A 22,119-nucleotide genomic window follows, 5' to 3' on the forward strand; every position below is an offset into this window, starting at 1 on the left:
GGCCGGGTGTCAGCCCGCCACGAACGTCCGCGCCGCCTTGTCGTGCCAGCACTGGCGCCACGGCTTGTCGAACAGGCACCACAGCACGCCGACGAGTCCGACACCGAGCAGTCCGGGCACGCTGTACACCAGCCAGCGGCGCAGGGCGGCGCCGAAGGACGGGGGCTCGTGGGACTCGATGTCCCGCACCTCCAGGCCGAGCAGCTTCTTGCCCAGCGTGCGGCCCCACTTGGCGATCGGCAGGGCCTCGTAGAGGACGCCGGTCACCAGCAGGACGGCCAGGATGATGCCGAGATACGCCGACGTGGTGCCGTCCAGCAGCCACACCGTGACCGTCTGCCCGGAGAGCTTGGCCTGGTCGACCTTGTCCTGGATGTGGTCCAGCGCCTTGCCGCCGAGAGGCACGGCGGCGACTGCGGTGACGCCCGCGACGACGACCGTGTCGATCAGCCGCGCCGCCAACCGCTTGCCGAACCCGGCGGGGCGGGCCGCCGCCTGCCGCCGGGCGGCCGCCTGGAACAGGTCCTCGACGGGGGGCTTCCACGGGGCGACCGGCTGGTCGTCGGCGGCGGTCGCGGAGGACCCGGCGAGCTGGTGGACCTGCTGGGCCCAGGAGGACTGCCCGCCGCCGACGCCGGTCGTCACCGGGGTGGCGGCGGCGGCCTGCTGGGGCACCTGGGGCGTGCGCTGGGGGAAACCGGCGGGCTGCTGCTGCGGACCGGCGGGGGCGGGGCGGGCGGCGGGAACGGACTGGGCGGCGGGCGAGGAGGCCGCGGAGGCCGAGGGGCCCTGCGCCGCGGGCGGGGAGGCCGCCGGAGCCGAGGCCGCCTGGGCCGCCGCGGCGCGGGCCGCCGCCGCCTTGCCGGCGCCGAAGCCGGGGCCGGTGGGGGCAGGGTCGGTGGGGGTGCCTGGAGTGCCCGGGGTGCCTGGCGTCCCCGGAGTGCCAGGCGCGTCCGGAGTGCCAGGCGTACCCGGCGTACCCGGGCTCGCCGGAGGCGATGTCGCCTTGCCGGAGGCGGTCGCGCGCGGGCCCACCGCGCGGAACGTCATGGTGCCCTCGTCGCGACCGGCGCCCGCACGACCGGCGGCGCCGGAACCCGTCACCGGGCCGAAGCCCGGCCCGGTGCCCTGCCGCGTCCCGCCCGCCGCCGAGTCGTCCGCTCCCCCGTCGTCCGCCGTCGGACGGCGGAAGACGAAGGTGCCGCCGGCGGCCGCCGCGGCCGGTTCCGCGTCGGACTCGGCCGGCGGGGTGCCGTCCGCGCGGGGGTCCGGGACGCGCGGGTCGGCGCCCTGCGGGGAGCCCCAGGAGACCCGGCGGTCCTGGTCGCCGCCGAAGCCGGACTGGTGGGAACGGTCGGCGCCCCAGGCGGGCGCGGGTTCCGCGGGTTCCTGCGCGGCCGGGGCGGGCTCGTCGACCGGGTCCTCGTCGAAGAAGTGCGGCCCGGTCTCCTCCACGGACGGAGTCGCGGGCTGCGCCGGGCGCACCCCGGGCGGCGGGGCGAGCGGTTCGCCGTCGGCCGGTGCCGGACGGCTGGTGCCCGGTACCCACGCGGCACCGTTCCAGTACCGGACATATCCGGGGATGGAGGGGTCCGGGTAATACCCTTCGCGGGGCCTGTCGTCGCCAGGGGCCGGGGTTGGGGCGCTCATGTCCGTCGTCCCGTATCTGCTCGGGGGTGTAATGGGGGCCTCCACATCTATCAGACGGGCGCAACCCTCAGCGCCTGTCCCGCCGTACCCACCCCTTTCGAGCACGGTTGTGCTACCCCGGCGCCACAGTCGCGGAAAAAGTTCGGCGAACCCGCGTAATGCCCGAGCGCCTGGCCGCTCTCTCCTCGTACGGGCCCACCGCCGGGTCCGTACGACAGAGAGGAAGACCGCCATGTACACCGTCGTGGAGCGCGAACTCGAGCTGCGGCTCGTCCTGTCCCCCGAGCGCGCCATCGCCGTCCCGGCCCTGCTGAGCTACCGCACCGACGACCCGTACGCCGTGCACATCGCCTTCCACATCAACTCGGACTGCCCCGTGTACTGGACGTTCGCCCGGGACCTGCTGGTGGAGGGGGTGTTCCGGCCGTGCGGGCAGGGGGACGTGCGGGTGTGGCCGACGAAGGCGGAGGGGCGCAGCGTCGTGCTGATGGCGCTGAGTTCACCGGACGGGGACGCGCTGCTCGAGGCGCCGGCGGCGCAGGTGTCGGCGTGGCTGGAGCGGACGCTGCGGGCGGTGCCGCCGGGCACGGAGGGCGAGCAGCTGGGCATCGACGACGGGCTCGCCGAGCTGCTCGCCCAGTGAGTGCGCGGGGGTCAGAACAGCTTGCCCGGGTTGAGGATGCCCAGCGGGTCGAAGACCTGTTTGACCGCCCGCTGCATCTCCAGGCCCACCGGGCCGAGTTCCCGGGCCAGCCACTCCTTCTTCAGCACGCCGACGCCGTGTTCGCCGGTGATGGTGCCGCCGAGTTCCAGGCCGAGGGCCATGATCTCGTCGAAGGACTCGCGGGCGCGCCGGCACTCGTCGGGGTCCTGGGCGTCGAAGCAGACCGTCGGGTGCGTGTTGCCGTCGCCGGCGTGGGCGACGACCCCGATGGTCAGGCCCTGCTTGTCCGCGATCTTCTGTACGCCGTCGAACAGGTCGCCGAGCCGGGAGCGGGGCACGCACACGTCGTCGATCATCGTGGTGCCCTTCACGGCCTCCAGCGCGACCAGGGACGACCTCCGCGCCTGGAGCAGCATCTCGGACTCGGCGGCGTCGTCGGCGGGGACGACCTCGGTGGCGCCGGCCGCCTCGCACAGGGCGCCGACGGCGGCCAGGTCGGCGGCGGGGTCCGTGGTGTCGAAGGCGGCCAGCAGGAGGGCCTCGGTGCTCTCCGGCAGGCCCATGTTCCCCAGGTCGTTGACGGCCCTGACCGTCGTACGGTCCATCAGTTCGAGGAGTGAGGGAACGTGCCCGCCCGCCATGATCCGGCACACGGCGTCGCAGGCCGCCGCGGTGGAGGCGAACTCGGCGGCCAGCACCAGCTGCTCGGGCGGCTTGGGCCGCAGGCCGAGGATCGCCCGTACGACGACGCCGAGCGAGCCCTCGGAGCCGACGAACAGCCGGGTCAGGTCGTATCCGGCGACGCCCTTGGCGGTGCGGCGGCCGGTGGACATCAGCCGTCCGTCGGCGAGCACGACGTCCAGGCCGAGCACGTACTCGGCCGTCACGCCGTACTTCACACAGCACAGCCCGCCGGAGGCCGTGCCGATGTTCCCGCCGATCGTGCACATCTCCCAGCTGGAGGGGTCGGGCGGGTAGTAGAGGCCGTGTTCGCCGACCGCGCGGGAGAGGGCGGCGTTGATGACGCCCGGTTCGACGACGGCGACGCGGTCGACCGGGTTGATCTCCAGGATGCGGTCCATCTTGGTCAGGGACAGCACGATGCAGCCCTCGGCGGCGTTGGCCCCGCCCGACAGGCCGGTGCGGGCGCCCTGCGGGACGACCGGGACGCGCAGCTCGGTCGCGGTGCGCATCACGTGCTGGACCTGTTCGACGGTGCGCGGCAGCACCACCACGGCCGGGGTGCCGGCCGGGCAGAAGCTCGCCATGTCGTGGGCGTAGGAGGCGGTGACGTCGGGGTCCGTCAGAACGGCCTCGGCCGGCAGTCCCGCGAGCAGCCGGTCGGTGAGGTGGCTACGGCTCATGATCACAGCGTCGCACCGGGGGCCATCGGTGTGAACCCCGTCGGCCGCACCCTTCGGCTGACCGGATGTGCTCGTCATATTGACGCACAGTGAGCGGCATGAGGACGCGGGAGAGGACCGAGCTGAAGACCGAGGGGTACCCGCCGCGCGGGCTTTCGCGCCGGGCCCGGATCGTCAACGTGCTGGTCGGCGGGCTCGCCGGGTGCATGGTGCTCGGCGGGGTGCTGATGATGCTGCCGCCGGAGCAGCCCGAGGCCCCGAGCCCGCCACCGCCCGCGCCCGGGCCGGCCGCCGCGCGGACCGCGGTGACCGCCGGGATGCCGGCCGCGCTGCCCGACCTGGCGGCGCTGATCGGCGACCGGGAGGAGCATCTGCGGAAGCATCCGCGGGACGCCGAGTCGTGGGCGGTACTGGGTACGGCGTATGTGGAGCAGGGGCGGCGGACCGCCGACGCCCAGAACTACCCGAGGGCGGAGGGGGCGCTGCGCACCTCGCTGAAGGTGCGGCCGCACGGCAACGCCCAGGCGATGGACGGGCTGGCGGCGCTGGCCAACGCGCGGCGGGACTTCTCGGCGGCGCGGGACTGGGCCGAGGCCGCGCTGGCGGCGGACCGCAAGCGGTGGACGACGTATCCGCTGCTGATCGAGGCGTACACCGGGCTCGGCGACCACAAGGCGGCCCAGCGCACCCTGGACCGGCTGCAGAAGCTGCGGACCGGGCCGCCGGTCATGGCCCGCGCGGCGGCCGTGTACTGGGACCGGGGCTGGCGCGAGGACGCCGCCGCCCAGCTGTCGGACGCGGCGGCGGCCGCCCGGTCGCCCGCCGAACGGGCGGCCTGGCTGGAGCGGGCCGGGCAGCTGGCATGGGAGCGTGGGGACCGGGAGGCGGCCCTGCGGCACTTCCGGGAGGCGGTGCGCCTCGACCCCGACCACCGGGCCGCGCAGGCCGGGCAGGGCAGGGCGCTGGCGGCGCTGGGGCAGATCTCGGAGGCGCTGGAGGCGTACCGGGAGGCGCTGGCCATGCAGCCGGCGCCGGAGTACGCGCTGGAGCTGGGCGAGCTGTACCAGTCGCTGGGGCTGGGGCAGGCGGCCCGGGTGCAGTACGACCTGCTGCGGGAGCGGGTGCGGGCGGCGGCCGCGGGCGGCGCGGACGAGGAGCTGGTGCTGGGCCGCTTCGAGGCGGACCACGGCGACCCGGAGTCCGCCGTACGCCGGTTGCGCGCCGAGTGGCGGCGGCAGCCGTCGATCGCCGTCGCCGACGCCCTGGGGTGGGCACTGCACAAGGCGGGCGAGGACGAGGAGGAGGCGCTGTGGTTCGCGAAGCGTGCGACGGACAAGGAGAAGGGGAACGGCGGCGGGGTGCGCAGCGCCCTGTACGCGTACCACCGAGGGATGATCGAGCGGGAGCTGGGAGAGTACGGCCCCGCCCGACGGCACCTCGAGGAGGCGCTGCGCCTCAACCCCTGGTTCTCCCCGCTGCACGCGCCGAGCGCGCGGGCGGCCCTGCGCGCGCTGGGCGAGCCGCCCGTCGGTCCGCTGCCACCGGATGTGATGGCAGCGGACCAGCGGTGAGTCCCGGAGGCGGGTCCTAGAGGTTGCCGCGCTTGGCCTGCTCGCGTTCGATCGCCTCGAACAGGGCCTTGAAGTTGCCCTTGCCGAAGCCCATCGAGCCATGGCGTTCGATGAGTTCGAAGAACACGGTCGGGCGGTCCTGGACCGGCTTGGTGAAGATCTGCAGCAGATAGCCGTCCTCGTCGCGGTCGGCGAGGATCTTCAGCTCGCGCAGGGTCTCCACCGGGACCCGGGTGTCGCCGACCCACTCGCCGAGCGTGTCGTAGTACGAGTCCGGGGTGTCCAGGAACTGCACGCCGGCCGCGCGCATGGTGCGCACGGTCGCCACGATGTCGTTCGTGTTCAGCGCGATGTGCTGGACGCCCGCGCCGCCGTAGAACTCCAGGTACTCGTCGATCTGCGACTTCTTCTTGGCGATCGCGGGCTCGTTGATCGGGAACTTGACCTTCAGGGTCCCGTCGGCCACGACCTTCGACATCAGCGCGCTGTACTCGGTCGCGATGTCGTCGCCCACGAACTCCTTCATGTTCGTGAAGCCCATGACCTTGTTGTAGAAGCCGACCCATTCGTTCATCCGGCCCAGCTCGACATTGCCCACGCAGTGGTCGATGGCCTGGAAGGTGCGCTGGGCGGGCGGCTCGACGAGCGGGTCGGCGGCGACGTAGCCGGGCAGGTAGGGGCCGTCGTAGCCGGTGCGCTCGACGAGGGTGTGGCGGGTCTCGCCGTAGGTGGCGATCGCGGCGAGGACGACCGTGCCGTGCTCGTCCTTCAGCTCGTACGGCTCGGCGACCGAGCGCGCGCCGTGCTCGATGGCGTAGGCGTACGCGGCCCGCGCGTCCGGCACCTCGATGGCGAGGTCGATGACGCCGTCGCCGTGCTCGGCCACGTGCTGGGCGAGGAAGTGGCCCCAGGTGGTGGCGGGCTTGATGACGGACGTGAGGACGAACCGCGCGGAGCCGTTCTCGAGCACGTAACTGGCGGTCTCGCGGCTGCCGTTCTCCGGTCCGGAGTACGCGACCAGCTTCATGCCGAAGGCGGTGGAGTAGTAGTGCGCCGCCTGCTTGGCGTTGCCCACGGCGAAGACGACCGCGTCCATTCCCTTGACCGGGAAGGGGTCGGCCTGCCGGGCGGTGTCGGGAGTGTGGTGTGTGGTCTGCGTCATAAGCGCAGCGTCTCCCCCACCCCGCAAGGTGCGCAATAGTTTGCGTCCCCACTGGGCAATCTGACCAGTGCGAGCCCGGTTTCCACGGGCTGTCTGTACAGGATGACCACTGGAGGGGACTGCCGTGGCGATCGATCATCTGGACGGGCGGATCATCGTGCTGCTCGCGCGGGAGCCGAGGATCGGGGTGCTGGAGATGTCCCGGCGGCTGGGGGTCGCGCGCGGCACCGTGCAGGCGCGGCTCGACCGGCTTCAGTCGAACGGAGTCATCCGCGGATTCGGTCCGCAGGTGGATCCCGCCGCCCTCGGCTACCCGGTGACGGCCTTCGCCACGCTCCAGATCCGGCAGGGCCAAGGAGCCGATGTACGGGCCCACTTGGCGACCGTCCCGGAGGTGCTGGAGCTGCACACCACCACCGGCACCGGGGACATGCTGTGCCGGCTGGTGGCCCGCTCCAACGCCGATCTCCAGCGGGTGATCGACCGGGTTGTCGGTTTTGATGGCATCGTCCGGGCCTCCACCGCGATCGTCATGGAGAACCCCGTTCCGCTGCGGATCATCCCGCTGGTGGAACAGGCGGCGGAGGACCGGCGCGAGACGTCCTAGCCGTGGGGTGAGCGATGTGAACTTCTGGGAGTACCTGGGCAATCGCCACCAGCAGCTGCTCGCCGACGCCGGGCAGCACGCCAGCGCCGTCTTCCAGTGCATGGTCGTGGCGACCGTGCTCGGTGTGCTGATCGGCGTGGTCACCTACCGCACCGAGTGGGCCGGCAACCTGGCCACCACCGCGACCTCCACCATCCTCACCATCCCGTCGCTGGCCATGATCGGTCTGCTCATCCCGATCGTCGGCCTGGGCGTGCCCCCGACGGTCATCGCGCTGACCCTGTACGGGCTGCTGCCGATCGTGCGGAACTCGATCGTCGGACTGCGGGGCGTGGACCCCGCGCTGGTGGACGCCGCGCGCGGCATCGGGATGTCCCCGCTGATGCGGCTGGCGCGGGTGGAGCTGCCGCTGGCCTGGCCGCCGATCCTGACCGGCATCCGGATCTCCACCCAGATGCTGATGGGCATCGCCGCCATCGCCGCCTACGCCTCCGGGCCGGGCCTCGGCAACCTGATCTTCCGCGGGATCGCCTCCCTGGGCAGCAAGAACGCGCTGAACCAGGTGCTCGCGGGCACCCTCGGGATCATCGTCCTCGCCCTGCTGTTCGACGCCGCGTACGTCCTGATCGGACGGCTGACCATCCCGAGGGGGATCCGTGCCTGAGAACACCGCGACCGGCGGCGCGACCATCGAGCTGGAGAACCTGACCAAGCGCTACCCCGGCAACCCCGCCCCCTCCGTGGACAACGTCAGCATGGAGATCGGCGCGGGCGAGACGGTGATCTTCGTGGGGCCGTCCGGCTGCGGCAAGTCGACCACGCTGAAGATGATCAACCGGCTGATCGAGCCGACCAGCGGCCGGATCCGCATCAACGGCGAGGACGTCACCGACATCGACCCGGTGAAGCTGCGCCGCAAGGTCGGCTACGCCATCCAGTCCGCCGGCCTCTTCCCGCACATGACCGTCGCGCAGAACATCGGCCTGGTCCCGAAGATGATCGGCTGGTCGAAGTCCCGGATCCGCGACCGGGTCGAGGAGCTGCTCGACCTCGTGGGCCTGGACCCCGGCGAGTTCCACGGCCGCTATCCGCGCCAGCTCTCCGGCGGGCAGCAGCAGCGCGTGGGCGTGGCCCGGGCGCTGGCCGCCGACCCGCCGGTGCTGCTGATGGACGAGCCGTTCGGCGCGGTCGACCCGATCACCCGTGACCACCTCCAGGACGAGCTGATCCGGCTCCAGCACGAGCTGCACAAGACGATCGTGTTCGTCACCCACGACTTCGACGAGGCGATCAAGCTGGGCGACCGGATCGCGGTGCTGCGGGAACGCTCGCACATCGCCCAGTTCGACACCCCCGAGGCGATCCTCACCAACCCGGCGGACGACTTCGTCTCCGGTTTCGTCGGCGCGGGAGCGGCGCTGAAGCGGCTCAACCTCACCCGGGTGGGCGATGTGGAGATCACCGACTATCCGACGGTGACCGTCGACGACCCGCTCCAGGACATCTTCGACAAGCTCCGTCGCAGCGGTACGAACGAGATCCTGCTGCTGGACAAGCGGGGCCGCCCCTACAAGTGGCTGCGGCGCGGCGACCTGATGCGTGCCAAGGGCTCGCTGGCCCGCGCGGGCACCCTGGTACACGACACGGTGACCCGGGACGCCACCCTGCGCGACGCCCTGGAGGCGGTGCTCACGGACAACGCCGGGCGGGTCGCGGTGACCGGGCGGCGCGGCGAGTACACCGGCGTCGTCGACATGGAGACGCTGATGAACTCCGTGCACGAGCTGCTGGAGGCGGACCGGCTGGACGCGATGGAGCACCGGCACGAGCTGGAGGAGGCCCGCGAGGAGCTGACGCACGCCGAGCGGGAGGGCCGCGGAGGGGAGGCGAAGGCGTGACGACCGCACCCGACCGCGGACGCCGCCCCGAGGGCGAGCACGAGGTCAAGGGGCTGCCCTTCCGGGACGACGGCGAGGCCGAGCTGGAGCCCGTCCCGCATCTGCGGCGCCCGCAGCCCCGCCGGGTCGGCTGGCGGAAGCTGACCGTCCTGCCCGCCTTCCTGATCGCGGTGCTGCTGGCCACCTGGCTCTGGTTCGACCGGGCGGACCTGGACACCATCTCCGAGAACGCGCTGTCGGGCGGTCAGGTCTCCAAGGCGCTGTGGCAGCACGTCCAGCTGACCGTGATCTCCACCTTCTTCGTGCTGATCATCGCCATCCCGCTGGGCGTCCTGCTGACCAGGAAGGCGTTCCGGAAGGCGACCCCGGTGGCGATGGCGCTGGCCAACGTGGGCCAGGCGACCCCCGCGATCGGTCTGCTCGCGCTGCTGGTGATCTGGCTGGGCATCGGCCGCCGGTCGGCCCTGATCGGCATCATCGTCTACGCCGTCCTGCCGGTGCTGTCGAACACCATCGCCGGTCTGAAGGCGAACGACCCGACCCTGCTGGAGGCGGCCCGCGGCATCGGCATGTCACCGCTGGGCGTGCTCACCCGGGTGGAACTGCCGCTGGCGGTACCGCTGATCCTCGCGGGCGTACGGACGGCGCTGGTGCTGAACGTGGGCACGGCCACCCTGGCGACCTTCGGCGGAGGCGGCGGCCTGGGCGTGCTGATCACCACGGGCATCACCAACCAGCGGATGCCGGTGCTGATCCTGGGCTCGATCCTCACCATCGTCCTCGCCCTGCTGGTGGACTGGCTGGCCTCGCTGGCGGAAACGCTGCTGCGGCCCCGGGGACTGGAGGCGGGGACATGAGACGGCGGATGTGTCTGCTGCTGGCGGGCGGGCTGCTGACGGCAGCCTCCGGCTGCGGCCTGACCAGCGGCTCCCCGATGGTCGACGACGTACGGCCGGGCTCGATCGGGCAGGGCGAACCCCTCAAGGGCGCCGATCTCACCGTGACGTCCAAGTCGTTCACCGAGCAGCTCATCCTCGGAGCGATCATGGGCATCGCCTTCGAGGCGGCCGGCGCGGAGGTCCTCGACCGGACGGGCATCCAGGGCTCCATCGGCTCCCGCGAGGCCGTCCAGAAGGGCGACGCGGACGCCGTGTACGAGTACACCGGCACGGCCTGGATCACGTACCTCGGCAACAAGGAGCCCATCCCCGACCCGCGGCGGCAGTGGCAGGCGGTGCGCGACGCCGACGTGAGGAACGGCCTGACCTGGCTGGAGCCGTCGGCCCTGAACAACACCTACGCGCTGGCGATGAACCAGGCCAACTTCGAGAAATACGGCACGAGGACGCTCTCGGACGTCGCCGAGCTGGCCGGGAAGGACCCCGGCGCGGTCACGCTGTGCGTGGAGGGCGAGTTCGCCAACCGGGCGGACGGGCTGCCGGGGATGCAGAAGGAGTACGGGATGAACATCCCGGCGGGCCGCATCACCCAGATGGACACCGGGATCATCTACACCCAGGCGGCGAAGGGCAGTTGCACGTACGGGGAGGTCTTCACGACCGACGGCCGGGTCAAGTCCATGAACCTGGTGGTGATGGAGGACGACAGAAAATTCTTCCCCAACTACAACGCGGCGCCGGTGATCAACACCAGCACACTGAAGGAGTGGCCGGCGATCACGGACATCCTCGACCCGATCACGAAGAAGCTGAACAACGACGTGGCGCAGACACTCAACGCCAAGGTGGACGTGGACGGCGAGGATCCGCACCAGGTGGCGCTGGACTGGCTGGTGCAGGAGGGGTTCGTGAAGGAGGGCTAGTCCCGCGACGCCGGGATGATCCAAACGAGAGGGCCTAGGTCGTGTCCGCAAAGTCCCGTCGTCCGCCCGGAGGGCGGGCCCCGCGGCGTCTGGTGCGTGCTCTCGGCGTGCCGGGCGGAAGCCCTCGTACTGGACGTACTTGGGATTTCGCTCGGTGCGGCGAGTGGGGGCCCCTGCTCGAAGAGCTCGGGGGAGCGTGCCAGGCGTCGCGGGGCTGGGGGTCCCCCTCTGGGGGAGGCACTTTGCGGACACGGCCTAGCAGGCCGGGACCGGCTTGCCGGTGTCGAGGGCGACGAGGGACTGCACGGCACCCTTGAGCGTGCTCACCGGGATGAGACGCAGCCCCTTCGGCAGCTCGGCCTTCGCGTCAGAGCACTCGGCCTCCGGCACCAGGAAGACGGTCGCGCCGTCGCGGCGGGCGGCCTGCGTCTTGAGGGCCACACCGCCCACGGCGCCGACCTCGCCCTTGGCGGTGATGGTGCCGGTCCCGGCGATGGTCCGGCCGCCGGTGAGGTCGCCGCCCCGGCCGTTTCCGTCCAGCTTGTCGATGATGCCGAGCGAGAACAGCAGGCCGGCGCTGGGCCCGCCGACGTCCTCCAGCTCCAGCTCGACCTTGATGTCGTCGCCGGAGCGGTCGAGATAGTTCAGCGCGGCATCGGTCGCCGCGTCCTGCGACCGCCTCATCTGCTCCGCGTTGTACTCCTCGATCTCCTTCACGCTGTCCCCGGTGGGGTACACCGCGTCCCGCGGCATCACGGCCTGATCGCTCCGGAACCACCCGTCGACCACATCCCCGAGCGACACCCGTGCCTCCGGCCCGGTCGCCTCGATGGTCGTCATCCGCAGCTCACCCCGGGTGTCCCGGGTGCGCGCCCCCTGGATGGTGATCACCGGCGTCCCCTTGTCCTCCCCCAGCACATCCGCCGTCATCCCCGGCTGCGCCACCGAGAACGGCAACGGCGCGAACACCGCGGTGGCGACAAGCGCCACAACGGGGGCAACACAGACAGCGAGGGCCTGGGGACGCGTGAGACGAGTGAGCACGGGGCCAATCTAACGCGAGGGGTCTCCGGCGCAGCCCGCGGGCGAGCGCAACCCGCCCAGCCTGCGGGCATGCGTGACGCCTCTCAGCGCAGGGCTTCCGCAACCTCCCGCGCCGCCTCCACCACCCGAGCCCCCACCCGCTCCGGCACCGCATCGGCCAGCATCACGACACCCACACTGCCCTCCACGCCCGTCACCCCGAGCAACGGCGCCGCGGCCCCACTGGCCCCCGCCTCCAACTCCCCGTGCGTCAACGTGTACCCGGGGTCCCCCGACGGCCTGGCCCGCGCAGCGAGAATCGCCTTCCCCGCGGCCCCCCGGTCCAGCGGATGCCGAAATCCCGCCCGATACGCCACGTGATAGTCCGTCCACGTCGGCTCGACGACCGCGACGGCCAACGCCTCCGCCCCGTCGACCAACGTCAGATGCGCCGTCGCCCCGATGTCCTCCGCCAGCGCCCGCAGCGCCGGCAACGCCGCCTCCCGTACCAGCGGATGCACCTGCCGGCCAAGACCCAGCACCCCGAGCCCCACGCGGGCACGCCCGCCCAGGTCACGGCGTACGAGTGCGTGCTGCTCCAGCGTGGCCAGCAACCGGTACACCACAGTCCGGTTCACGCCCAGTTTGGTGGATAGCTCGGTGACGGTCAGCCCGTGGTCCGTGTCGGCCAGCAGCTTGAGGACCCGCAGTCCCCGGTCGAGCGTCTGAGAGGTCTCCGCGGTCACGACGCCCACTCCTTCAGTGGTGAGGTCGGCAGCCCCCTCGCGGCGGATGCGTCGCCGAGTCCCGTCAACGACGCGCTTCAGAGGCTGCCGATCGGCCGGCGGCCCGGCCTGTCCGGGCCGCGTCGCTTCACGGCTGCGCTCCGCGGCGGCGCTGCCACGGGGCGTGTGCGTAGCGGGACAGTAGCGAGCCGGTCCGCTCAGCGGAAGGCTCCGTCCAGAATCCGGGCAGTGGCCGATATGACCTGCCGCGATTTGTCCTGATACGTACGGCGCGCGAGAGACCCCTCAAGCCCCCGGCAGGGCTACCGCATCCGCGTGGCCCACTCCTGCACCTTGGCGATCCGCTGCCGCAGCTGCCCGGCCGTGGCCTCCGCCGCCGGCGGCCCGCCGCAGACCCGGCGCAGCTCGGTGTGGATGACCCCGTGCGGCTTGCCGCTCTGGTGGACGTACGCGCCGACCATCGTGTTGAGCTGCCGCCGCAGCTCCATCATCTCCTTGTGGGAGACCACCGGCCGCCGCTCGGCGGGCAGCTCCAGCAGGTCCGCCTCGGCGTCCGGCTTCTTCTTGCTGTGCGCGATCTGCCGCGCCTGCCGCTTCTGGAGGAGCAGCTGCACCTGCTCGGGTTCGAGGAGCCCCGGAATGCCGAGGTAGTCCTGCTCCTCCTCACTCCCCGGGTGCGCCTGCATGCCGAACTCGGCGCCGTTGTACATGACCCGGTCGAAGACGGCGTCGGACTCCAGCGCCTCGAAGGGCAGCATGTCCTGCTCCCCGGTGTCCTCGTCCTGCTGCTTCTCCGCCTCCTGGAGGAGCTTCTCCTCCTCGGCGTACGGGTCCTCCTCGCCGTCCTTCTTCGGCTTGTCGAGGACGTGGTCCCGCTCGCGCTCCATCTCGTTGGCGAACCCGAGCAGGTCCGGCACGGTCGGCAGGAACACCGACGCGGTCTCGCCGCGGCGCCGCGACCGTACGAAACGACCCACGGCCTGCGCGAAGAACAGCGGCGTGGAGATCGTCGTCGCGTACACGCCGACCGCGAGGCGCGGCACGTCGACGCCCTCGGACACCATCCGGACGGCGACCATCCACCGGTCGGTGTTGTTGCTGAACTCGTCGATCCGGTTGGACGCGCCCGCGTCGTCGGAGAGCACGAGGGTCGCCTTGTGTCCGGTGATGTCCCGGATGAGCTTGGCGTAGGCGCGGGCCGATTCCTGGTCGGAGGCGATGATCAGCGCGCCCGCGTCCGGGATCGCCTTGCGGACCTCGGTCAGCCGCTGGTCGGCGGCGCGCAGCACGGCGGGCATCCAGTCGCCGCGCGGATCGAGGGCGGTACGCCAGGCCTGGCTGATGGCGTCCTTGGTCATCGGCTCGCCGAGCCGCGCCTCGATCTCGTCGCCGGCCTTGGTCCGCCAGCGCATGTTGCCGCTGTAGCTCAGAAAGATGACCGGGCGGACGACGCCGTCGGCGAGCGCGGAGCCGTAGCCGTAGGTGTAGTCGGCGGCCGAGCGCCGGATCCCGTCCTGCCCCTCCTCGTACGTCACGAAGGGGATGGGGTTGGTGTCGGAGCGGAACGGCGTACCGGTCAGCGCGAGCCGCCGGGTCGCGGGCTCGAAGGCCTCCAGGCAGGCCTCGCCCCAGGACTTGCTGTCACCGGCGTGGTGGATCTCGTCGAGGATGACGAGTGTCTTGCGCTGCTCGACGCGGTTGCGGTGCAGCATGGGCCGCACACCCACGCCAGCATACGTCACGGCGACGCCGTGGTACTCCCGGCCGAGCGGTCCCGCGCTGTACTCCGGGTCCAGCTTGATCCCTATCCGCGCGGCGGCCTCGGCCCACTGCTTCTTCAAGTGCTCGGTGGGGGCCACCACGGTCACCTGCTGCACGACGTGGTGGTGCAGCAGCCAGGACGCCAGCGTCAGCGCGAAGGTCGTCTTGCCGGCGCCTGGGGTGGCGACCGCCAGGAAGTCACGCGGCTGCTCCTGGACGTACTTCTCCATCGCACCCTGCTGCCAGGCACGCAGCTTGCTGGCGGTGCCCCAGGGGGCGCGGCCGGGGAAGGCGGGCGAGAGGTGGTGGGAGGAGGTAGCGGCGGTGGTAGTCACGGTCTCCGTACGGGGGGTAGAACGGCTCGGCTACGTATGACAACCGGGCCACCCTACCGGCGGCCCGGCACCGTCAACGCGCGAACGAGGCCGGGTCGCCCAAGGGTGGGACCCACGTCACAACACCCTCGGTGACACCCCCTGTTACTCACCGCTCCCGCAGCCGTGTCGTCACCCAGGCGCCCACCAGCGCGACCGCCGCCATGGGCAGGAAGACGGCGGCGAAGGCGGCCGGGTGGGAGGCCGCGCCGGCGGCCTCGGTGGTGGCGTGGGCCACCGTTCCGCCGCCGAGCGCGGCGAAGGCGGCGCCGCCGGCCGCGAGGAGGATCACATTGGACAGGCCGTCGGAGATCTGGAGGGCGGCGGAGTTGGTGCCCGCCTCCTCGGGGGCGGAGAGGTGGAGCAGCAGCACGCTGGTGGAGGAGATCACCAGGCCCATGCCGAAGCAGCCGAAGCCCCAGGCGACGGCCACCGTCCACACCGGCACGGCGTCGATCAGCACGCTCGGCGCGGTCGCGATGGCGGCCGCCACCAGCACCATGCCCAGCGTCATCAGCCGCTCCCGGTACTGCTCCAGGCGGGGCCGCGACTGCACCCAGGAGCCGAGCGCCCAGGTCCCGCCGCCGGCCGCCAGCGAGAACCCGGCGAGCGTCGGCGACAGCCCCCGCTGGGTGACCAGCATCAACGGCACGAAGGACTCGGCCGCGATGAACGAGCCCGCCGCCACGCCGCGCAGCAGCACCACCGACGGCAGCCCGCGCGCCGCCCGGTAGGTGCCGCGCGGGAGCAGCCCGAGCACGGCGGGCACCAGCAGCGCGGCACCCGCCACCCCGGGCAGCAGGGAGAGCCAGCGCAGGTCCTGGGCGGCGTACTGGAGCAGTCCGGCGCCCAGCGAGATGCCGAGCGCGAGACAGATGCGGCGGCCGTCGAAGGAGGCGCCCGGGCCGGAGCCGTCGGCACCGTCCACCGGCCCGGACGCCCGGCTGCGGATCTGCGGCAGCGCGAGCGCCAGCGGGAACACGACGAGCACCGGGATCCCGACGAACACCCAGCGCCAGCCGAGGTGCTCGGTGACCGCGCCCGCGGCCAGCGGACCGACGATCGACGGCACGACCCAGCTCGCGGCGAACGCGGCCATGATCGCGGGCCGCAGCCGCTCGGGGTAGGCCCGCCCGACGACGACGTACAGCGCGACGATGACGAGTCCCCCGCCGAAGCCCTGCACGGCCCGCCCGAGAATGAACAGCCACATCGCCCCGGCCGTCCCGGACAGCAGCAGCCCGGCGGCGAAGGCGGCGATCCCACAGGTCAACGGACCCAACGGCCCACGCCGATCGGACCACTGCCCGGCGAGCACCATCCCGAACAGACTGGTCGTGAAGTACGCCGAGAACGCGAACGCGTACAGCGACACCCCGTCCAGCTCCCGCGCCGCGACCGGCATCGCGGTCCCGACGGCGGTCGCCTCGAAGGCGATGAGCAGAACGACGGAGACGATCCCGATGCTGAGCGCCCGGTACGGCCGGCCGAGGACGCCGTCGCTCGGCGGCTCGGCTGTGTCTGCGGGGTCTGCTGCGGTGTCTGCGACATCGGCGTCGCGGGGATCCAGGGCGGCCATGCAGGTCAGAGTAAGGGGCACACCACCGGTTGGCTCCTGTCGGGAGACGGTGATCTCCTCGGCCGTTGGTCCTACGCCCCCGGTTCGTGAACGGCGTATGGCAGTCCCGTTGCGGCGCCCGGGAATCCCTTGAGACCGCCGATGTCCCGCCCATACGGTCAGGTCAACACGTTGGCCGTGTGCCCGAGTGGTTCAGGGACCTGCCTGCAAAGCAGGTTACGCGGGTTCGATTCCCGCCACGGCCTCTATTCCTCCCACCGTCTCGACGCCGCCCGCGCGCAACAGGCACAGGGCGAGGACCAGTTCGGAGACGTCCCGGTTCAGGGGGTCCAGGCGGGCCTCCGGTTCCGTCCAGCGGAGGATTTCGCCGGAGGCGCCGTCGACCACCAGGCCCGCGTCGCCGACGATGCGGCCGAGGCGTATCAACTGGTCGGCGTCGTCGGGGAGTCGGTCGAGGGGGAAGTCTCCCGTGTACTCCTCGTCGGTGTAGTACTCGGTGAGGGTCGGCAGGGGCAGGTCCGTGTCGAGGGAGAACAGGACCTCGTCCTCGGGGAGACCCGTCTCGCGGAGGAAGCGGCGGGTCGGTTCGTGGGTGAGCGTCGCGGGGAAGTCGACGTCCTCGAAACGGGCCACGCGACCCCGCCCGAACTCCTGGTCGAGCAGGCGCGAGGGCAGGTCGAGGGCAAGGCCCGATTCGGTGGCCGGAGTGCTGATCGCCGTGATGACGGCGCCGGTCGTGCTCATGGGAAGAACACTACGCGGCGCCACTGACAATCGGCCCGACCAGCCCAAATCCGCCGGATCCGGGATGGGTCCGGGGTGGATCCGGGGTGGATCCGGGGTGGATCCGGGGGCTACTGAGCCGTCACCACCGCCGCCTGCGGGCGGATCGGGAGGCGGTTCACCGCGCGGCCCGTCGCCGCCCGTACCGCCGACGCGATCGCCGCCGGCGACGCCACCACCGGCACCGCGCTGACCGCCTTGGCGCCGAACGGCGCGACCACGTCCCGCTCCTCGACCAGCTTGACGATCCGGATGTCCGGCGCGTCCAGGGCCGTCGGCAGGGCGTAGCCGGTGAGGTCGGGGTGCCGTATCACTCCGCGCGGGGTGCGCAGGTTCTCGGTGAGGGCGATGCCGACGCCCTGGGTGACGCCCGCCTCGATCCGGGCCGCCAGCTGGGCGGGGTTCAGCACCCGGCCCACGTCCTGCGCGACCGCCAGCTCCACGACCCGTACCGAGCCCAGCTCGATGTCGACGTCGACCACCGCGCGGATCGCGCAGAAGGCCATGCCCACGAAGGCGTCGCCCTGACCGGCGTCGTCCAGCGGCTCCGTCGGGTGCGGGCGGCACTGCGCGGTCGCCCACAGCTCCTTGCCGTCCAGCGCCTCGGCGACGGTGGTCGACAGGACTCCGTCGTAGGAGGTGATCTTGCCGTCGGCGATCTGCAGCAGCTCGGTGGACATGCCGAACTTCTGCGCCAGCGGCTGGAGAAGCTGCGTACGGACCATCTTCGCCGCACGTTCCACCGCGCCGCCCGAGACCCAGGTGTGTCGGCCTCGGCAGCCCGCCCCGGCCGGCGGCTGGTCGGTGTCCACCGGTGCCACGTGGACCTCGTCGACGCCCAGGACCTCCTGGACGATCTGCCGGGCCAGCGTGGTGAAGCCCTGGCCGGTCTCGACGGCCGCGCACAGCACCGTCGCCACCCCGTCCTGGACCTTCACCGTGGCCGTGGAGACCTCGTCGGCGCCCTCCGCGCCGAGCATGTGCACCATGCCCAGGCCGTAGCCCACGCCCCGGCGCACCGCGCCCGGCTCGCCCGCGCCCTCGGGGCCGCCGGGCAGCAGCCACTCCTCCTCGGGGGTGTCCTTGGGCAGCGGCGGGAGCGGGAAGTCCCGTACCGCCTGGAGGAGTTCGGCGACCGGCGCCGGGCAGGTCACCGTCTGGCCGGTGGGCAGGATGTCACCCGTCGCCATGACGTTGCGCAGGCGCAGCTCCGCCGGTTCGATGCCGAGCTTCTTCGCCAGCTTGTCCATCTGCGCCTCGTAGGCGGCGCAGACCTGCATCGCGCCCTCGCCGCGCACATGGCCGGAGGGCGGGTTGTTGGTGCGTACGGCCCAGCCCTCGATGAAGGCGTTCGGGACGACGTACGGGCCGCAGGCGAACGACACCGCCGCCGCCAGGGCGTCCGACGAGGTGTCCGCGTACGCGCCCGCGTCCAACAGGATCTGGGCCTCGACCTTCACCAGCCGGCCCTCGGCGTCCGCGTGGTGGCGGTAGCGCAGGAGGGTGGGGTGGCGGTGGGCGTGGCCCAGGAAGGACTCCTCCCGCGTGGCGGTGAGTTTCACCGGGCAGCCGGTCTTCAGGGCGAGCAGGCCGAGCGGCAGCTGGAAGCCCTGGTCCTCGCGGTCGGCGGTGGCGCCGGGGACGCCGGTGACGACGATCTTGACGCGCTCGGGCTCCAGGCCGTAGCAGGCGGCGGCCGTGTCGCGGTCGGCGTGCGGGTCGGTGGAGGCCAGGTACAGCTCCACGCCGCCGTCGGGGCGCGGTACGGCGAGGCCGGCCTCGGCGCCGATGGGGGCCGGGTCCTGGCGGCCGATGCGGTACAGGCCCTCGACGACGACCTCGCCGGCCGCCTCGGGGTCGCCGTGGCGCAGCGGGATGTGCCGGATCAGATTGCCGTCGGGGTGCAGCGGCTCGGCCTCGAAGGCCTGCTCCGGGTCGGTCACCGGGTCGAGTACCTCGTACTCGACGATGACGGCCGCGGCGGCCATCCGCGCGGTGTCCGGGTGGTCGGCGGCGACGGCGGCGATCGGCTCGCCGTGGTGGCGTACGACGTCGGAGGCGAAGACCGGGCGGTCGGTCTTGCCCCGGCCGTACAGCGGGCTGCCGGGCACGTCCTCGTGGGTGACGACGGCCCGGACGCCGGGCATCGCGCGCGCGTGGGTGGTGTCGATCGACGTGATGCGCGCGTGCGCGTGCGGCGCGCGCAGTACGGCCGCCCACAGCAGGCCCTCGGCCCACAGGTCGGCCGCGTACGGGAAGGTGCCCTCCGTCTTGGCGCGCGCGTCGGCGGCGGGCAGCGAGGAGCCGAGGCCGTGCGGGATCGGCTCCGGGGCGGGGCCGGCCTCCGCGGTGCCGGCCGCGGTGGCGGTGGTCGCGGTGGCGGCTTCGTTGCTCACGCCTGGCCTCCGTCCTGTCCCTGTCCGTGTCCCTGTCCGTGTGCCTGCCCGAACGACTGGTCGCGCGGCTCGAACGCCTCGAACGCCGACGGGTTGACGCCCCCGGCGCCCGGACCCGCCTGGTGCGGAATACGGGCGTCCTCGGGGCCGTGTTCGGCCGCCTCCGCCGCCGAGTGCGCGTCGCGCTCGGCGACGACCTCCTTGACGGCCTCGACGACGGCCCGGTAGCCGGAGCAGCGGCACAGGTTGCCGCACAGCGCCTGGCGGGTCTCCAGCTCGGTCGGCGCCGGGTTGCCCTCCAGCAGGTCGTGCACGGTCATCGCCATGCCGGGCACGCAGAACCCGCACTGCACCGCGCCGCACCGGGCGAGCGCCCGCTGCACGTCCGAGGGCTGCCCGTCGACGGCCAGGCCCTCGACGGTGCGGACCTCGCTGCCCGCGGCGGTCACGGCCGGGACCAGGCAGGAGGCCACGAGCCGCCCGTCGACCTGCACGTTGCACGCCCCGCACTCGCCCTGCGAGCAGCCGTCCTTGGCGCCCGCGAGCCCGAGCCGTTCCCGCAGCACGTACAGCAGCGACTCGCCGATCCACGCGTCGGTGACGGGACGGTCGCTGCCGTTGACGCGCAGCACGTAGGAGGCGAGGGGGTGTTCCTCGCCCGGGGGCGCGGGAGCCGCCTCGGCGGGTCCGGCGGCGTCGGGCGCCTGGTCGGACTCGGCGGCTGCTTCCGTCCCGTCGGCCGACGCCGACGGAGAGGCGGCTTCCGAGGCAGCGGATGGCGGCGGGTCCCCGGCCGACGGGCGCTGAGCGGCCGCGGCGGACTCGGCGTCGCCCGGCCGGCTCTCGGCCTCCGGGTCGTGCGCGGCGTGCCCGCCCTCCGGAGACGCCTCGCCTGGGCCCTCAGCGGGGCTCTCGGCGCCCCTGGAGGCCTCCTCGGCCCCCTCGGCACCCTCGGCTCCCCCAGGAGCCTCAGCGGCCCCGGAAACGGCCTCCCCGGCGGGCGCCGCGTCCGGTGCCGTCTCCACCGCCTCCACAGCGCCCGCGCCGGGCGCCGACGGCTGCGGCTCCCCCGGCGCCCCGGTCTCCGGGACGTGCCCGGCGTACGTGCCATGCGGGGGCGTGGGCTCGGCGGGCTGCTCCGCGGGCGTACCGCCGTCCCCGGCCGTCGCCTGCTGCGCCCAGTTCTGTCCCGCGCCCTCCGTCGCCCAGGGCGCGGGCGCGCCGCCGGGCAGGGTGGCGGGCGGGGTGCCGCCCCACTGCTCGACCAGGGCCGACGTGGTGAACTCGCCCGACTCGTCCGGGAGATCGCCCCCGGCGACGGGGATCGACCACTGCCCGGTCACGTCATGGCCGGGCGCGGGCGGCGCCTCGGCGGTCTCGTCGTACGACTCGTACGACTCGTAGGTCTCGTACGTCCACTGCCCGGTCGCCCCGGGGTCGTAGGTGAACTGGTCGTGCCCGGCGTCCTGCTGCGGGGCCGCGTTCGGGTCGGGCCACTGGACGCCGTCGGCGGGCATGGCCCAGGTGCCGGTCGCCGCCGGGTCGGTGCCCGCGGTGGTGGCCGGGGCGACCGTTATGGGCGGGGGCACATAGCCGTGGCCGGGCGCGGCGAGCGGGCTCTCGGAGGAGGCGAGGAGCGCGTCGATGCCCCCTTCGGGCAGCTTCACGAACGCGGTGGCGCCGTCGTCGTAGTCGCCCTGGGGCAGCGGGTCCCAGCGGCCGCCGCCCTGGGGCGTGCCCTCTCCGTGCCGGTCTCCGTGCTGGTCGTCGGTCACGACAGCGCCCTCCCCAGTGCTCGTCGGGCCAGCGCGGCGACGGTGCGCCGCAGGTGCAGTACGGCGGGCGGCAACGACGGCACGGAGCCGTCCTCGGCCGGGGCCGGGTCGGGGATGCAGGCCGCGGCGACGTACTCGCCGAAGGCGTGCAGCGCCTCCGGCACGATCGCGCGGTCGTTGTCCCAGTCGATGAGCTGGGCGACCCACTGCTCGGCCTCCAGGGGCCGCAGCGGCATCGGCGCTATGGCGCCCACGGCGCACCGGACACCGCGCCGCGCGGGGTCGAGGACCAGGGCGACGGAGGCGACGGCCCGCCCGGGGCCGGTGCGGCCGGTGGCCTTCAGGAACACCTGCGGCGCGTGCAGTAGGGGCACGCGCACGTAGCCGATGAGTTCGCCGCCGCGCAGCATCTCCATGCCGGCCAGCAGATGCGACACCGGAACCTCCCGACGCGCCCCGCCCGGACCGGCGACGATCAGCGTCGCCTCCAGGGCGGCCAGCACCGGCAGCGCGTCGCCGGTGGGGGCGGCGGAGGCGATGTTGCCGCCCAGGGTGCCGGCGTTGCGGATGTGCGGCGGGCCCGCGGCGCGCGCGGCGGCGGCGAGCGCGGGGATGAGGGCGGCGAAGTCCGGGCGGCCCATCCGCGCGTGCGTGAGGCCGGCGCCGAGCAGAGCGTGACCGTCCTGGTACTGCCAGCCGCGGATCTCGCTGATACGGCCGAGTCCCACCAGTCCGGCGGGCCTGAGCTGACCGGAGTTGACGGCGGTCATCAGGTCGGTGCCGCCCGCCACCGGGACCGCGGCGGGCATCGCGGTGAGCGCCGCCACGGCCTCGTCGAGCGTGGCGGGCAGGGTGACGGCCTGCGCCGCCTGCGGTGCGTGCGTGGTCAAACCGGCTGCCCCTTCCCGCTGCCCCACCTGGTCCCGCCTGTGCTGCCGTACGGT

Annotated in this window: 17 protein-coding genes, 1 tRNA gene and 1 pseudogene; 8 read left to right on the forward strand and 11 right to left on the reverse strand. The window is 73.0% G+C overall.

Features of this window, described 5'->3' with window-relative positions; all coding sequences use genetic code 11:
- Positions 1–9 precede the first annotated feature (9 nt).
- Positions 10–1,650, reverse strand: coding sequence for an RDD family protein (locus ACZ42A_RS17140; RefSeq protein WP_468528008.1), 1,641 nt, complete (start codon positions 1,648–1,650; stop codon positions 10–12).
- 232 nt (positions 1,651–1,882) lie between these two features.
- Here ACZ42A_RS17140 and ACZ42A_RS17145 point away from each other — a divergent pair, with 232 nt between their 5' ends.
- Positions 1,883–2,293 carry an SsgA family sporulation/cell division regulator gene (locus ACZ42A_RS17145; RefSeq protein ID WP_468528009.1) on the forward strand — a complete coding sequence of 137 codons (411 nt, stop codon included), beginning with the start codon at positions 1,883–1,885 and terminating at the stop codon, positions 2,291–2,293.
- Between the two features lie 11 nt (positions 2,294–2,304).
- Here ACZ42A_RS17145 and ACZ42A_RS17150 read toward each other — a convergent pair whose 3' ends face one another.
- The gene (locus tag ACZ42A_RS17150) at positions 2,305–3,678 is read right to left on the reverse strand and encodes an FAD-binding oxidoreductase (RefSeq protein WP_468528010.1); all 1,374 of its coding nucleotides are present in this window, start codon (positions 3,676–3,678) and stop codon (positions 2,305–2,307) included.
- Positions 3,679–3,776: 98 nt separating this feature from the next.
- Between ACZ42A_RS17150 and ACZ42A_RS17155 the strand changes: the two genes are divergently transcribed.
- Positions 3,777–5,249, forward strand: a complete 1,473-nt coding sequence (locus ACZ42A_RS17155) for a tetratricopeptide repeat protein (RefSeq protein WP_468528011.1) — start codon at positions 3,777–3,779, stop codon at positions 5,247–5,249.
- A gap of 16 nt (positions 5,250–5,265) precedes the next feature.
- Here ACZ42A_RS17155 and hppD read toward each other — a convergent pair whose 3' ends face one another.
- Positions 5,266–6,411 (reverse strand): 4-hydroxyphenylpyruvate dioxygenase, encoded by a 1,146-nt coding sequence (gene hppD / locus ACZ42A_RS17160; RefSeq protein WP_468528012.1) that lies wholly within the window; start codon positions 6,409–6,411, stop codon positions 5,266–5,268.
- Between the two features lie 124 nt (positions 6,412–6,535).
- Between hppD and ACZ42A_RS17165 the strand changes: the two genes are divergently transcribed.
- From ACZ42A_RS17165 to ACZ42A_RS17185, 5 genes are read left to right on the forward strand one after another with little or no spacing between them, the layout of a single operon-like run.
- Positions 6,536–7,018 carry an Lrp/AsnC family transcriptional regulator gene (locus tag ACZ42A_RS17165; RefSeq protein WP_468528013.1) on the forward strand — a complete coding sequence of 161 codons (483 nt, stop codon included), beginning with the start codon at positions 6,536–6,538 and terminating at the stop codon, positions 7,016–7,018.
- Positions 7,019–7,034: 16 nt separating this feature from the next.
- Positions 7,035–7,682, forward strand: coding sequence for an ABC transporter permease (locus ACZ42A_RS17170; protein ID WP_468528014.1), 648 nt, complete (start codon positions 7,035–7,037; stop codon positions 7,680–7,682).
- Positions 7,675–8,916 (forward strand): betaine/proline/choline family ABC transporter ATP-binding protein, encoded by a 1,242-nt coding sequence (locus ACZ42A_RS17175; protein ID WP_468528015.1) that lies wholly within the window; start codon positions 7,675–7,677, stop codon positions 8,914–8,916. The genes ACZ42A_RS17170 and ACZ42A_RS17175 overlap by 8 nt, the downstream gene beginning before the upstream one ends.
- Positions 8,913–9,773, forward strand: coding sequence for an ABC transporter permease (locus tag ACZ42A_RS17180; protein ID WP_468528016.1), 861 nt, complete (start codon positions 8,913–8,915; stop codon positions 9,771–9,773). Before ACZ42A_RS17175 ends, ACZ42A_RS17180 begins: the two co-directional genes overlap by 4 nt.
- On the forward strand, positions 9,770–10,738 hold the full coding sequence (locus ACZ42A_RS17185) for a glycine betaine ABC transporter substrate-binding protein (RefSeq protein ID WP_468528017.1): 969 nt from the start codon (positions 9,770–9,772) through the stop codon (positions 10,736–10,738). Before ACZ42A_RS17180 ends, ACZ42A_RS17185 begins: the two co-directional genes overlap by 4 nt.
- A gap of 255 nt (positions 10,739–10,993) precedes the next feature.
- Here the strand turns inward: ACZ42A_RS17185 and ACZ42A_RS17190 are convergent, their stop codons facing one another.
- The 4 genes from ACZ42A_RS17190 to ACZ42A_RS17205 all read right to left on the reverse strand — a co-directional run bounded on the left by ACZ42A_RS17190 (position 10,994) and on the right by ACZ42A_RS17205 (position 16,221).
- On the reverse strand, positions 10,994–11,782 hold the full coding sequence (locus ACZ42A_RS17190) for a S16 family serine protease (protein ID WP_468528018.1): 789 nt from the start codon (positions 11,780–11,782) through the stop codon (positions 10,994–10,996).
- An 83-nt stretch (positions 11,783–11,865) separates the two neighbouring features.
- Positions 11,866–12,507 carry an IclR family transcriptional regulator gene (locus ACZ42A_RS17195; protein WP_468528019.1) on the reverse strand — a complete coding sequence of 214 codons (642 nt, stop codon included), beginning with the start codon at positions 12,505–12,507 and terminating at the stop codon, positions 11,866–11,868.
- Positions 12,508–12,809: 302 nt separating this feature from the next.
- Entirely contained in the window at positions 12,810–14,603 is a 1,794-nt protein-coding gene (locus ACZ42A_RS17200; protein ID WP_468528020.1) for a DEAD/DEAH box helicase, read from the reverse strand.
- Between the two features lie 148 nt (positions 14,604–14,751).
- Positions 14,752–16,221: an MFS transporter gene (locus tag ACZ42A_RS17205; protein ID WP_468528021.1), complete on the reverse strand. Its 1,470-nt coding sequence runs from the start codon at positions 16,219–16,221 to the stop codon at positions 14,752–14,754.
- A gap of 173 nt (positions 16,222–16,394) precedes the next feature.
- On the opposite strand from ACZ42A_RS17205, the gene ACZ42A_RS17210 reads away from it, so the two are divergent.
- Positions 16,395–16,466 (forward strand) — tRNA-Cys (locus ACZ42A_RS17210).
- Positions 16,467–16,500: 34 nt separating this feature from the next.
- On the opposite strand, the pseudogene ACZ42A_RS17215 reads toward ACZ42A_RS17210, so the two are convergent.
- The 4 genes and pseudogenes from ACZ42A_RS17215 to ACZ42A_RS17230 form a co-directional block, all read right to left on the reverse strand.
- Positions 16,501–16,944 (reverse strand): annotated as a pseudogene (locus ACZ42A_RS17215) (SUKH-4 family immunity protein); the annotation flags it as partial.
- A gap of 131 nt (positions 16,945–17,075) precedes the next feature.
- A complete protein-coding gene (locus ACZ42A_RS17220; RefSeq protein WP_468528022.1) occupies positions 17,076–19,400 on the reverse strand; it encodes a xanthine dehydrogenase family protein molybdopterin-binding subunit in 2,325 nt (774 codons plus the stop codon).
- Entirely contained in the window at positions 19,397–21,175 is a 1,779-nt protein-coding gene (locus ACZ42A_RS17225) for a (2Fe-2S)-binding protein (protein ID WP_468528023.1), read from the reverse strand. Before ACZ42A_RS17225 ends, ACZ42A_RS17220 begins: the two co-directional genes overlap by 4 nt.
- Entirely contained in the window at positions 21,172–22,065 is an 894-nt protein-coding gene (locus ACZ42A_RS17230) for an FAD binding domain-containing protein (protein ID WP_468528024.1), read from the reverse strand. The genes ACZ42A_RS17225 and ACZ42A_RS17230 overlap by 4 nt, the downstream gene beginning before the upstream one ends.
- Between the last annotated feature and the right edge of the window lie 54 nt (positions 22,066–22,119).

Source organism: Streptomyces sp. NPDC030838 (genome assembly GCF_055572035.1).

Excerpts from the sequence above, each read along its gene's own strand:
- ACZ42A_RS17140 (WP_468528008.1), bottom strand. The coding sequence starts at position 1,650 with ATGAGCGCCCCAACCCCGGCCCCTGGCGACGACAGGCCCCGCGAAGGG.
- ACZ42A_RS17145 (WP_468528009.1), top strand. The coding sequence starts at position 1,883 with ATGTACACCGTCGTGGAGCGCGAACTCGAGCTGCGGCTCGTCCTGTCC.
- ACZ42A_RS17150 (WP_468528010.1), bottom strand. The coding sequence starts at position 3,678 with ATGAGCCGTAGCCACCTCACCGACCGGCTGCTCGCGGGACTGCCGGCC.
- ACZ42A_RS17155 (WP_468528011.1), top strand. The coding sequence starts at position 3,777 with ATGAGGACGCGGGAGAGGACCGAGCTGAAGACCGAGGGGTACCCGCCG.
- hppD (WP_468528012.1), bottom strand. The coding sequence starts at position 6,411 with ATGACGCAGACCACACACCACACTCCCGACACCGCCCGGCAGGCCGAC.
- ACZ42A_RS17185 (WP_468528017.1), top strand. The coding sequence starts at position 9,770 with ATGAGACGGCGGATGTGTCTGCTGCTGGCGGGCGGGCTGCTGACGGCA.
- ACZ42A_RS17205 (WP_468528021.1), bottom strand. The coding sequence starts at position 16,221 with ATGGCCGCCCTGGATCCCCGCGACGCCGATGTCGCAGACACCGCAGCA.